Consider the following 12,653-nt stretch of genomic DNA (forward strand, 5'->3'; position numbering starts at 1 on the left):
ACCAGCGCCATCCCCCCCGAACAAGCCATGCCAGCGTACGAACCCCGTTCGGCGCACAAATGATTGACCACTCACGCGTTTTTCCTCGCAACCGCGAAAATTCGACGGAAGGGGTACACCGTTCCGTGGCCTGTTGGCGGGTACGCCTCGCGAAGCAACGCCGCGTACTCCTTTTCGAAGGCGGCCGCATCGGGAGCCGTCAAGACAGCCAGGACTGGGCGAAGTCCTGTCCCCCTCACCCATTCCAGCACCGGGTCCTCGCCTTGCAGTACCTGCAGGTAGGTGGTCTCCCAAGCGTCAGCCGAGCAGCCGGCGTCGAGCATGATGCCCAAGTAGTCCGCAGGAGTGCCGACAACGCCGTCGTGCCGGAGGACTCCTGCCAGTTGCTGCCTCCAACGGGGGCTTTCGGCCAATTCGCGCATCAGCGAGTGGGAGGCTGAGCTGAAATTCCCCGGAACCTGCATGGCGAACCAGGCCCCGGGCTTCAACGCCGAAAGCCAACCGCCAAGCATCTCCTGGTGTCCGGGAACCCATTGAAAGGCCGCGTTGGTGACTACGACGTCGGTACTGCCGTCCGGGCTCCAGTCGGCGATATCACCCTGCCTGAACTCCAGCCCGCCAAACTTTTCTGCCAGCGGGGCGGCCTTGGCGAGCATTTCGCCGGATGAATCGAGGCCCACGACGCCCGCCTCGGGCCAACGTTCTGCCAAGGTTGCTGTCAGGTTCCCGGGACCGCACCCAAGATCCACCACCTGGAGGGGATCCGTTGCCTGGATTCTTCCTATCAGGTCCTGGAACGGCCGGTCCCGATGGTTGCCGAACTCCGCGTACTTGGACGGATCCCACTTCACAAAAGCCTCCTCGAGCCGGGCATCGCTGCTGGGCTGAGCCTAAACCGTCCGGGCACTAAGCTGGAAACCAATGAAACTTCTTGAGCAGCTTCCCGGTTCCACCGCCACAGGTCCCTTGGACCCGGACGAGATCTACACACGCTTCGTGGAGTGGACAGAGAGCCGCGGGCTGCAGCTGTACCCCGCCCAGGACGAGGCGATCATGGAGCTCGCCTCCGGCGCCAACGTCATCCTTGCCACCCCTACCGGATCCGGTAAGTCACTGGTGGCCATTGCCGCGCATTTCGAGGCCATGGCCCGCGGGCAACGCAGTTACTACACGGCGCCGATCAAGGCACTGGTGTCGGAGAAGTTCTTCGCTTTATGCGAGATCTTCGGTGCCGAAAACGTAGGCATGATCACCGGTGACTCGGGTGTGAACCAGGATGCCCCGATCATCTGCTGCACGGCGGAGATTCTCGCCAACATCGCTTTGCGCGAAGGCTCAACTGCCGAACTCGGCTCAGTGATCATGGACGAGTTCCACTTCTACTCCGATCCGCAGCGCGGCTGGGCGTGGCAGGTGCCGCTCCTGGAACTTCCCCAGGCCCAGTTCCTCCTGATGTCGGCCACCCTGGGCGATGTCACCCGCTTCGAAACGGGCCTGACTGGGCTGACCGGCCGTCCCACGACGACGGTGAGCTCGGCGGAGCGGCCCATTCCGCTCCACTACTACTACCACCTCACCCCGGTTCACGAGAGCCTGGAAGAGTTGCTCGCCACCAAACAGGTTCCCGTCTACGTGGTGCACTTCAGCCAGGCCGAAGCCATCGAGCGTGCCCAGAATCTCATGAGCATCAACATGTGCAGCCGGGACGAAAAGGACCGCATCGCCGAGTTGATCGCAGGATTCCGTTTCGCCGCTGGGTTCGGAAAGACACTGAACAGGCTCGTCCGGCACGGCATCGGCGTCCACCACGCCGGAATGCTCCCCAAATACCGGCGGTTGGTGGAGCAACTGGCCCAAGCAGGCCTGCTGAAAGTCATTTGCGGTACGGACACCTTGGGCGTGGGCATCAATGTTCCGATCAGGACAGTGCTTTTGACCGCGTTGAGCAAATACGACGGCGTACGCACCAGGTCGCTCAACTCCCGTGAGTTCCACCAGATTGCCGGCCGCGCCGGACGTGCCGGATACGACACCGCCGGCACCGTTGTGGTTCAGGCACCCGAGCACGTGGTGGAGAACACCAAGGCCATGGCGAAGGCAACAGCCAAGTTCGGCGATGACCAGAAAAAACTCCGTCAAGTGGTGAAGAAGAAGCCGCCTGAAGGATTCGTTTCCTGGGGCGAGCCGACGTTCAAGAAGCTTGTGGAATCCATTCCCGAGCCGTTGACATCCAGTTTCACGGTGACACATGCCATGCTGCTGAACCTCATGGAACGTCCAGGCGACCCCTTCCAGGCAACACGGCGGTTGCTCAGCGAAAACCATGAAAGCCGGCCTTCCCAGCTCAGGCTTATGAAGAAGGCCCTGGGGATCTACCGGGAGCTGCTGGCGGCCGGGGTGGTTGAACGCATTCCGGAGGAAGAGCAGGAAGCTGAAGGACGCTCGGTTCGGCTGACAGTCCATTTGCAACCCAACTTCGCCCTCAACCAGCCATTGTCTCCCTTCGCCCTTGCTGCCTTGGAACTGCTGGATCCGGAGTCGCCCTCCTACGCCTTGGACGTGGTGTCGGTGATCGAGTCGACCCTCGAGAAGCCACGGCAGATTCTCTCCGCGCAGCAGAAGAAGGCCCGCGGGGAAGCTGTCGCCGCCATGAAGGCTGACGGGATCGAATACGAACAGCGCATGGCCATGCTGGACGAAGTGACCTACCCCATGCCGTTGGCCGGGATTCTTGGCGAGGCCTTCGAGGTCTACCGGAAGGCTGCCCCATGGGTTGGGGACTTCGAGCTTGCCCCCAAATCCATCATCCGGGACATGTATGAGCGTGCCATGAATTTTGGCGAGTTCGTCCAGTTCTATGGACTGGCACGCTCGGAAGGTATCGTCCTGCGGTACCTCGCCGACGGATTCCGCGCACTCCGGCAGACCGTTCCCCAGGACTTGTTGCGGGACGATCTTGAAGACCTGATTGCGTGGCTGGGAGAGCTGGTGCGCCAGGTTGACTCCAGCCTCCTCGATGAATGGGAGGAACTGACCTCCGGGCTGGCGCCCACCCCCCATGACGCACCGCCTCCCCCGCCACCACTGCTGACGTCCAACATCCGGGCCTTCCGGGTGATGGTCCGGAACGAGATGTTCCGCAGGGTGGAACTGTTCGCTGACGAGGATTCAGCCGCCCTGGGTGAACTTGATGCCGAGGCCGGCTGGGATGCGGAGCGGTGGGAGGACGTGCTGGATGATTACTTCGACGAACATGACGACATCGGCACAGGACCGGACGCCCGTGGGCCCGGATTGCTCATCATTACCGAGGAACCAGGGCTGTGGAAGGTCCGGCAGATCTTCGACGACCCGGCCGGAAACCATGACTGGGGCATCTCGGCCGAGGTGGACCTCGCGGCGTCCGATGACAACGGTACAGCTGTGGTGCGCGTGACCGACGTCAACAGGCTCTGACCGGTCGGGCAATGGACGTCCCGGACCTGGCCAGCAGCCTGCGGAGCCTTGAGGCGTTGCGGGCGGTAACCCCGGCCGCGACCACAGGACTGCGAAAGTGGTGGCACGGTGGCCTGGATGTGGAGGGCCTTGCCCTGGGATCGGTGCAGGCCGCAGCTACCGCCCTTGAAGCCCTGACCGGCTCCGTCGGACGCTATTCAGTGTCATCCGGGGCTGTTGCTGCCTCCTTCGATTCACTGGGGCACCTGAGGATCAACGGGGCCAAACCCCAAGGGTTCGCGCCGGCGTCGGGCTTCCGGCGCACCGCTGACGGCTGGATCCGCCTGCATGCCAACTATCCGCACCACGCAGCGCGGCTCATGGAAGCGCTGAACGCCACCACACCGCAGGATGTGGACGAGGCGCTGCTCTCCATGACGTCCGTGGCCGCGGAGAATGCCATCAACGGCAACCGCGGCGTCGCGGCCGCTGTCCGGACCCGCGCTGACTGGCTCGCGTCGCCCATGCATGCAGCAATCAGCAACGGTCCATGGATCACCTTCGAGCCCTCGTCAGGTTCGCCCGCCCCGGGCCGCTCCAGTACGTGGCGACCGTCCAGGGAGCCGTTCCAGCCCCTCGCCGGATTGAGGGTCCTGGACCTGACGCGCGTCATCGCTGGCCCCACGGCCACGAGGCTCCTGGGAGCCCTCGGTGCCGAGGTCCTGCGGATCGACCCACCGCAGCTTCCGGAATTGGAGGAGGCGTTTGTCGACGGCGGTTTCGACAAACGTTCCGCCGTGGCTGATGTGGACGATCCAGATCAGCTGGAGGTCATCCGTGGCCTGACAGGCGCTGCAGATGTCGTGGTGTCGGGCTACCGCAACGGAAGCCTGGACCGGTTCGGTCTCGGAGCTGAGGCCTTGTTGGCCGATAAGCCAGACCTGGTGGTCGCAACATTGTCCGCCTGGGGAAGAGAGGGTCCCTGGCAACGGCGGCGGGGCTTTGACAGCCTGGTGCAGGCCGCTTGCGGTATCGCTGAGGTTTACGGTCAAGAGGACGACGGCGGGTGGAAGCCTGGAGCGCTGCCGGTCCAGGCCCTTGACCACGCCACGGGCTACGGAGTGGCCGCCGCCGTCCTGGCACTTTTGGCCCAAAGGCTCGGGACGGGTACCGGAGGGATCGCCGCGCTCTCGTTGGCGCGGACTGCAGAGGAACTCTTCAGTTTGCCTGCTGCTGATGGAGCAGATGCAACAGGCGTCCTGCAGCCACCGGATGAACGGGAGTGCGCGAGCCCTTATGGCCCGCTCCGCTTCGTGGAGCCGCCCTTGGTGGTGGATGGCGCTCAACTGCACTATCGGCGGCCTCCCGTGCTCTACGGATCCTCCGTTCTGGCGTGGCGCTAAGACACCTCGCTGCTGCTAGTAAGCTCGGATGCATGAGTGTAATCCGCCACGCTACCGTTGAAGACGTCCCTGCGATCCTGCGTATGATCCACGATCTTGCGATCTACGAAAAGGAGCCGGATGCCGTCAAGAACACACCGGAGAAGCTCACTGAAGTGCTCTTTGGCGAGAACCCGCGGGTGTACGCCACGATCGCGGAAAACGCAGCCGGAACCGTACAGGGATTTGCCCTGTGGTTCCTGAACTACTCCACCTGGGAAGGCGTCCACGGGATCTACCTTGAGGACCTCTACGTCGAGCCCGACGCCCGTGGCGAAGGACATGGCAAGGCACTCCTGCAGCACCTGGCCGCGACCGCCGTCGAGCGAGGGTACGCCCGCGTCGAATGGAGCGTCTTGAACTGGAACGAGCCTTCCATCAACTTCTACAAAAAGCTTGGCGCTTTTCCCATGGAGGAATGGTCCACGTTCCGCCTCACCGGAGAGGCCTTGGAATCGTTTGGGGCAACAACCGTCGTCCAGGCTCAGGAGTCGTTTGCCCGTGGCTGAGACGCACTCATCCACCCCGGAACACACCATCCGGGCGCGCCACGAATTCCGCGGTGTGCGCACGGCCGAGCACTATTTCACGGTGCCCTTGGTGCATTCACCCGCAAACGACGGGGAAAGCGGCGAAACGATCACAGTCTTCGCCCGGGAATACTCCTCCACCGCACACACGGCGGAGGAAGCGGCAAAGCTTCCCTGGTTGTTGTTCCTGCAAGGTGGTCCTGGCGGCAGGGGGAACCGGATCACGTCCCTGGCCGGCTGGATGAAAGCCGCGGCTAGGGAATTCCGCATCCTGATGCTCGATCAACGAGGCACAGGTCTTTCGACGCCTGTTGAGCAGCGGTCGCTTGAGCTTCGCGGAGATGCCTCAGCCCAGGCGGAGTATTTGGCCCACTTCCGCGCCGATTCCATAGTTGCCGATGCCGAATTCATCCGTGGTGTCCTCGGCTCAGGTCCCTGGAGCGTCATGGGCCAGAGCTTTGGCGGGTTCTGCGCATTGACGTATCTGTCCTTCGCCCCTGCCGGCTTGCGCGAAGTCCTCATCACCGGCGGCCTGGCCCCGCTGGAGGGACCTGCAGACCGCGTTTACCAGGCCACATTCAAACGCGTTGCCGCCCGTAATGCCGAGTATTTCCAGTGGTACCCGGAAGACCGTGAAAAGGTCACAAAGATCGTCCGGCACTTGGAACAGACACCTGAGTTCCTCGCCAGCGGTGAAAGGTTGACTCCGGAAAGGTTCCAAATGGTGGGTTCGTTCCTGGGTGGCAACACCAGGGTGGATTCGCTGCATTACCTCCTGGAAGATGCCTTCATCGAGACCCTCGACGGTCAACGGCTCTCACAAACGTTCCTTGAGCAGGTGCGCAGCCTCGTCAGCCGGGCCGGCAACCCCCTTTACGCCGTGCTGCACGAATCAATCTACGGCCAAGGCGAAGCCACCAACTGGGCAGCATGGCGGGTCTTGGACGAATACCCGGAATTCGAGCCGGGAGCCGACCAGCCCCTGCTCACAGGAGAGATGGTCTATCCATGGTACTTCGAGCAGGATCCGGCCCTCGTGCCCCTGCGTGACGTTGCAGAGCTCCTCGCAGCCCGCAAAGACTGGGAGCCTCTGTACGACACAGCGGTATTGGCCACAAACACTGTTCCTGTTGCTGCCGCCGTATACCAGGACGACATCTACGTGGACCACGATCTTTCGCTTGAAACCGCGGCGGCCGTCCGCGGACTCCAAGCATGGGTCACCTCGGAGTTCCACCACGACGGTATCGCGGAGGACGGCGAAGGGATTTTCAAGCGCCTCCTTGGCATGGTCCGCAACGCGCACTGACCGAGGCCAGTGTTCCTCAGTTGCTGATGACGCTGGCACGCCCGCGGAGGGCCACAACGAGTGCCAGGACAAAAACTGCCGCGACCACGACGCTGGACGCCACGTTGAGTCCCTGGTAGCCAATCCAGGCCAGAAGAAGACCGGAGGTTGCGCCGCCGAGCGCTCCCGCGGCACCCATCAAGGTGTCCGAAACTCCTTGGACTGTGACCCGGGCATCGGGACTCACGCTCTCGGCAAGCAGTGTGGAGCCCGCAATGGTTGCCGCCGACCAACCCAGCCCCAGCAGGACCAACCCCGCAGTCACCAGCGCGGGTTGGTCCTGCCCCAAGCCCGCGATAAAGACTGCCAGCAAAAGCATGCCGTGGCCCATGGCAATCGTCTGAAGCCGTCCTGCCCTGTCCGTCAGCCACCCCCACAGCGGGGACAGCGCGAACATGCCGGCTATGTGAAGCGAGATGGTAATCCCGATAACCACCAAGGCATCCGTGTCGTCGGTGTTTCCCCCATGGTGGCTGGCGTGTGATCCTGCCACCAGCTGCTGAAGGTGAAGCGGCGTCATCGACATGACGGCCACCATCACTCCGTGGGCGGCGACTACTGCAGCCAGTGACAACACAGCCTGCCCGGACGCACGAACCGCGCGCAATCCGGACGCCACCGTTCCCCTGCGAGGCAGACCATTGGAATCATCACCGCCCTTTGCACTGGAGGCCAGCCTTCGGGCAAGCAACAAAGGGTCCGGCCTCAAACCCAGGAACAGAAGGACCGAGGCCAACAGCAGGCCGGCAGCCGAGAAGACGAAGGGACCGGCGATGGGAGGCAGGCCCAGCGCCTGGCCCACGACGGCCCCCGGCTGAATGAGGTTTGGACCGGCAACGGCCCCGATCGTTATGGCCCAGACCACCGTGGACAGCGACCTGCCCCGACGTTCCGGCTCCGCGAGGTCGACAGCGGCAAAGCGTGCCTGGAGGTTCGCTGCTGTGCCCAAACCCAGCAATGCGGCGCCCAGGACCAGGACGGGGAATGACCTGGTCATCACGGCGACGATGAAGAGAAGTGCTCCCATCATTGCCGCAACAAGGCCAGTGACCAGACCCACGCGTCGCCCGCGGGCCTCCGCCAGCCGTGCCAGGGGAAGGGCAGCAATGGCTGCCGCCAGCGTCAGCACCGTCGTAATGGAACCTGCCCACGCTTCAGATCCGGAGAGGTCGACGGCGAGCAAAGAGCCGATGGACAAGGTGGCGCCGTTTCCGACACCGCTGAGCAGTTGGGACGCACTGAGCAGGAAAACCGTACGGCGCTGGACCCGGTGTGGGTCCAGCGCCGTAGTTGAGGAGGTAGTCACGTGATGAGACTACAACTTCCGCTGAAGTTACTCTGCTTCGCTCATGCTCTTTCGTGCGTCTTCTTCCAGCCGGGCGTCCAGCTTGGCCTGGCGGGCCGCCGGGCTGAGCAGGCTTGCCACGACTGCCACGACGATCGTTCCGACGATGACCGCGAGCGACACGTAGGTGGGAATCTCCGGCGCCCATTCGATGTGGTGTCCGCCGTTGATGAAGGGAAGTTCATTGACGTGCATTGCGTGCAGGACCAGCTTGACGCCGATGAAGGCCAAAATGACCGACAACGCGTGCTTCAAGTACACAAGACGGGTCATGAGACCGCCGAGCAGGAAGTACAGCTGGCGGAGGCCCATCAGGGCGAAGATGTTGGCCGTAAAGACGATGAAGGCGCTCTGCGTGAGGCCGAAGATCGCGGGGATCGAATCGACGGCGAACAGGAGGTCGGTCAGGCCAATGGTCACGAAGACGATCAGCATGGGGGTGAAGACCTTCTTGCCGTCAACAGTGGTACGCAACTTGCCGCCGTCGAACTTTTCCGACATCGGAAGAACCTTGCGGAGGCGTCCGATCAAGGGGTTCTCGGCACCCTCTTCTTCATCCTCACCGGAATCCTTGGCCTGCTTCCAGGCGGTCCACAACAGGAAGGCACCGAAGATGTAGAACACCCAGCTGAACTGCTCGATGACCACGGCACCGAGGGCGATGAAAATACCGCGGAGGACCAACGCGATGATGATGCCCACCATCAGCACTTCCTGCTGGTACTTACGGGGCACAGCGAAGCGGGCCATGATGATGATGAAGACAAACAGGTTGTCGATGCTGAGACTGTACTCAGTGACCCAGCCCGCAATGAACTGGCTGCCGTACTCGGGACCCGTGAAGTAGAACATGGCTCCGGCGAACACCATGGCCAGGGCCACGTAGAAGGCGACCCAGAGGCCGGCTTCCTTCATTGAGGGTTCGTGAGGGCGCTTGACCACCAAAAGCAGGTCGATCAGCAGGATAATTCCGAGGACGACGAACGAGCCGACCTCGAACCAGACAGGGAGCTCCATTAAAGGGCCTTTCGCAGGGTACGGGAAAACGGTGTAAGTCTCTCCGGCCACCGCGGAGCGTTTGATGCTCTGACATGGTGACCCGCTAGGCCCGGCGAGGCAACCATGCCTTGCGTGCTGACGAACCTAGCGCTTGGGATACTCCCCTACGTGGCTTAAACCTTACCCTAGGCGTGGCCAGCGGTTTGCATCTGGCGTAATTCGCGCTTCAACTCCTTGACTTCGTCACGGATCCTTGCAGCTACTTCGAATTGCAATTCGGCAGCGGCACCATGCATTTGTTCCGTGAGCTGTTCGATAAGGCCCACCAGGTCTTCGGCAGGAGCAGCGGCGAGGCCGTCCTGACGGACAGTGGCGGCACCCTTGGCAGCGGACTTGCCACGTTTGCCGCCCTTGGCCAGCCTGTTGTTGTTGAGCAGCTCTTGGGTATCGGCGTCTTCCTTGGCCAACTGGTCGGTAATGTCGGCGATCTTCTTGCGCAGTGGCTGGGGGTCGATACCGTGTTCAGTGTTGTATTTGACCTGGATGGCACGGCGACGGTTCGTCTCATCAATGGCGTGCGCCATCGAGTCGGTGATCTTGTCGGCGTACATATGGACCTGGCCTGAAACGTTACGGGCGGCACGGCCGATGGTCTGGATCAGGGAGGTGGAGGAACGCAGGAAGCCTTCCTTGTCGGCGTCGAGGATGCTCACCAAAGAGACTTCGGGCAGGTCCAAGCCCTCCCTCAAGAGGTTGATGCCCACCAGGACATCAAAGACGCCCATCCGGAGCTCACGGAGGAGCTCCACGCGCCTCAACGTGTCGACGTCTGAGTGCAGGTACTCAACCTTGATGCCATGGCCCACCAGGTAATCGGTAAGGTCTTCCGCCATCCGCTTGGTCAGCGTGGTCACGAGGACACGCTCGTTCTTCTCGGTACGGATCCGGATCTCGCCGAGAAGATCGTCGATCTGGCCCTTGGTGGGTTTGACCACGACCTCCGGGTCGATAAGTCCGGTGGGACGGATGATCTGCTGGACGTAGCCATCGGCCTTGCCGAGCTCGTACTTGCCGGGCGTGGCCGAAAGGTAGACCGTCTGGCCGATGCGCTCCAGGAATTCATCCCATTTCAGCGGACGGTTGTCCATGGCCGAGGGCAGGCGGAAACCGAAGTCCACAAGGTTGCGCTTGCGGGACATGTCGCCTTCGTACATTGCACCGATCTGGGGAATGGTGACATGCGATTCGTCCACCACCAGCAGGAAGTCATCCGGGAAGTAATCGAGGAGGCAGTGCGGCGCCGTGCCGGGATCGCGGCCGTCAATATGCACCGAGTAGTTTTCAATGCCGTTGCAGAAGCCCATCTGCTGCATCATTTCGAGGTCATAGGTGGTTCGCATCCGCAGGCGCTGTGCTTCCACCAGCTTGTTCTGGGCTTCAAGGACCTTCAAGCGGTCGGCGAGCTCGTCTTCGATCCGCTTGATGGCCCGGGCCATTCGCTCGGGACCAGCGACATAGTGCGACGCCGGGAACACATACATCTCTTCCTCGTCCCGGATGACCTCGCCGGTCAAGGGATGAAGGGTTTGGATGTTCTCGATCTCATCGCCGAAGAACTCGATCCTGATGGCCAGCTCTTCGTACATCGGAATGATTTCTACGGTGTCGCCACGGACCCGGAAGGTCCCCCGGTGAAAGTCCATATCGTTGCGCGCATACTGCATGGACACGAACTTCCGCAGCAGATGGTCGCGGTTCATCTCCGCACCCTTGCGCAGCGTGACCATGCCGGCAATGTACTCTTCCGGCGTACCCAGACCGTAGATGCAGGAGACCGTGGCCACCACCACGACGTCGCGGCGGGTCAACAAGGCGTTGGTTGCGGAGTGGCGCAAGCGTTCGACTTCCTCGTTGATGGAGGAGTCCTTTTCGATGAACGTGTCAGTCTGCGCGACGTAGGCTTCCGGCTGGTAGTAGTCGTAGTACGACACGAAGTACTCAACCGCATTGTTTGGCAGCAGCTCCCGGAATTCGTTGGCCAGCTGCGCGGCAAGGGTCTTGTTTTGGACCATCACCAGCGTTGGCCGCTGAACCTGCTCGATGAGCCAGGCCGTGGTGGCGCTCTTACCCGTACCGGTGGCGCCCAGGAGAACAACGTCCTTTTCACCGTTCTTGATGCGCTCGGTCAGCTCCGCGATGGCCGTTGGCTGGTCACCTGCAGGCTTATAGTCGCTGACAACTTCAAAGGGCGCGACAACACGGTTGATTTCCTGGGCAAGGCTCATGCATCAAATCTACCCCCGCCCCAGGACAGTTACTGTCCGCGTTTGCGCACAGCGGAAGATGCGTACGACGGCGGTGTCCAGCCCGTGCGGTTGGCCCACTCTTCCATTGCGGGCCAGGCAACCGTGGTAAACCACGGTTCCTTGGCCTCGGCGTACGCAGCTGTCCCGTTGTCGCCGGAGTGGGCGGCCGCCAACTGGCGCTTAAGGGCTTCGTACTGCGCCAGGGCTGAAGGATCTGCGCGCAACCAATCGCGAAACAGCAACGCGTAGTGCCAACCGGCTGACCCGGCTGCACGGACATGCAGGTTAACGGGCCTGCCTGGATCAGCATTGGCATGTAACCGCTTCTGCCACATTGCCGGATCAGGGTGCGAGGGCTTTGGAGTGTCTTCCCTGACCCCGGGAACCGCCGGAAAGCCCGCCGCAGCCAGCAAGGGTGAGATCCGGTCCGCGGTTGCCAGATCCGGCACAGCCAGCTGGAGGTCCAGAACGTCTTTCGCGGACAGTCCCGGCACGGAGGTCGACCCGATGTGGTCCACAGCCAAAGCTTCAGGAACAGCCGCCAAGATGCGCCCGGCCAGACGCTGGGCTTGCGCGGCCCAATCCCCCACCGGCGTCACCATGACCGGGGCCACCGTCCGGGTTGCCCTGGCACCGCGCCTGATGTTGTCCGCGAAAGGCACCAGGCGGAGCTCCCACAGCGCATCGACCGAGGCCAGCAGCTCGTCCGGGCTTCCCGCGTTCTCAAGAATGACATCAGCTGCGGCGTTCCGTTCTGCCGGACCAGCCTGTGCCGCCATGCGGGAACGGGCGTCTTCAGGGTCCATTCCCCGGAACTCCACCATGCGCTGGACACGCACGTGTGCGGGCGCGTCCACTACCACCACCAAGTGGAAGTTGTGGACCTGTCCGGTCTCCACCAGGAGGGGGATGTCCTGCACGACGATATCTCCGGCGCCTGCGTTTTCCATGATGGCTGCCGCCTCCCGGCGCACCAGCGGGTGAACGATGCCGTTGAGGACCTCGCGTTGCGCCGGATCCCGAAATACTATTGAGCCCAGCTTTGGCCTGTCGAGCCGGCCATCCTGGTCCAGGATGTCAGGGCCGAATGCTTCGACGAGCTGCTCCAAGCCAGGCGTCCCAGGTTCCACCACTTGCCGGGCGAGGATGTCCGCGTCGATGAGGACAGCCCCGAGCTCCTGCAGCCTTGAGGCCACCAACGATTTCCCCGAGGCGATGCCGCCCGTCAGTCCGATTTTCAGCACCCCT

At 62.4% G+C, this 12,653-nt stretch carries 9 protein-coding genes; 4 read left to right on the plus strand and 5 right to left on the minus strand.

Translation table 11 applies throughout. The features are described from left to right. Positions 1-71: 71 nt before the first annotated feature. Positions 72-851, minus strand: coding sequence for a trans-aconitate 2-methyltransferase (locus PQ627_RS00780; protein ID WP_274257858.1), 780 nt, complete (start codon positions 849-851; stop codon positions 72-74). 70 nt (positions 852-921) lie between these two features. Here PQ627_RS00780 and PQ627_RS00785 point away from each other — a divergent pair, with 70 nt between their 5' ends. From PQ627_RS00785 to PQ627_RS00800, 4 genes are read left to right on the plus strand one after another with little or no spacing between them, the layout of a single operon-like run. Then, positions 922-3,456, plus strand: coding sequence for a DEAD/DEAH box helicase (locus tag PQ627_RS00785; RefSeq protein ID WP_274257859.1), 2,535 nt, complete (start codon positions 922-924; stop codon positions 3,454-3,456). 11 nt (positions 3,457-3,467) lie between these two features. Next, positions 3,468-4,838, plus strand: a complete 1,371-nt coding sequence (locus tag PQ627_RS00790) for a CoA transferase (protein ID WP_274257860.1) — start codon at positions 3,468-3,470, stop codon at positions 4,836-4,838. 32 nt (positions 4,839-4,870) lie between these two features. Then, complete coding sequence (locus tag PQ627_RS00795) at positions 4,871-5,386, plus strand: GNAT family N-acetyltransferase (protein WP_274257861.1); 516 nt, start codon at positions 4,871-4,873, stop codon at positions 5,384-5,386. Beyond that, positions 5,379-6,716, plus strand: a complete 1,338-nt coding sequence (locus PQ627_RS00800) for an alpha/beta fold hydrolase (protein ID WP_274257862.1) — start codon at positions 5,379-5,381, stop codon at positions 6,714-6,716. The genes PQ627_RS00795 and PQ627_RS00800 overlap by 8 nt, the downstream gene beginning before the upstream one ends. 16 nt (positions 6,717-6,732) lie before the next feature. On the opposite strand, the gene PQ627_RS00805 is transcribed toward PQ627_RS00800, so the two are convergent. The 4 genes from PQ627_RS00805 to coaE all read right to left on the minus strand — a co-directional run bounded on the left by PQ627_RS00805 (position 6,733) and on the right by coaE (position 12,649). Further along, the gene (locus tag PQ627_RS00805; protein ID WP_274257864.1) at positions 6,733-8,061 is read right to left on the minus strand and encodes an MFS transporter; all 1,329 of its coding nucleotides are present in this window, start codon (positions 8,059-8,061) and stop codon (positions 6,733-6,735) included. Positions 8,062-8,088: 27 nt separating this feature from the next. Next, positions 8,089-9,117, minus strand: a complete 1,029-nt coding sequence (locus PQ627_RS00810) for a TerC family protein (RefSeq protein WP_144658752.1) — start codon at positions 9,115-9,117, stop codon at positions 8,089-8,091. A gap of 167 nt (positions 9,118-9,284) precedes the next feature. Beyond that, the gene (gene uvrB / locus PQ627_RS00815) at positions 9,285-11,384 is read right to left on the minus strand and encodes an excinuclease ABC subunit UvrB (RefSeq protein ID WP_274257867.1); all 2,100 of its coding nucleotides are present in this window, start codon (positions 11,382-11,384) and stop codon (positions 9,285-9,287) included. Positions 11,385-11,413: 29 nt separating this feature from the next. After that, entirely contained in the window at positions 11,414-12,649 is a 1,236-nt protein-coding gene (gene coaE, locus PQ627_RS00820; protein WP_274257869.1) for a dephospho-CoA kinase, read from the minus strand. Positions 12,650-12,653 lie beyond the last annotated feature (4 nt).

Source organism: Paenarthrobacter sp. AB444 (genome assembly GCF_028736865.1).
GTDB classification, from domain to species: domain Bacteria; phylum Actinomycetota; class Actinomycetes; order Actinomycetales; family Micrococcaceae; genus Arthrobacter; species Arthrobacter nicotinovorans_B.

Bases quoted from the DNA above. Each gene is read 5' to 3' on its own strand.
- PQ627_RS00810 (WP_144658752.1), bottom strand. From the start codon at position 9,117: ATGGAGCTCCCTGTCTGGTTCGAGGTCGGCTCGTTCGTCGTCCTCGGA.
- PQ627_RS00795 (WP_274257861.1), top strand. From the start codon at position 4,871: ATGAGTGTAATCCGCCACGCTACCGTTGAAGACGTCCCTGCGATCCTG.
- uvrB (WP_274257867.1), bottom strand. From the start codon at position 11,384: ATGAGCCTTGCCCAGGAAATCAACCGTGTTGTCGCGCCCTTTGAAGTT.
- PQ627_RS00790 (WP_274257860.1), top strand. From the start codon at position 3,468: ATGGACGTCCCGGACCTGGCCAGCAGCCTGCGGAGCCTTGAGGCGTTG.
- PQ627_RS00785 (WP_274257859.1), top strand. From the start codon at position 922: ATGAAACTTCTTGAGCAGCTTCCCGGTTCCACCGCCACAGGTCCCTTG.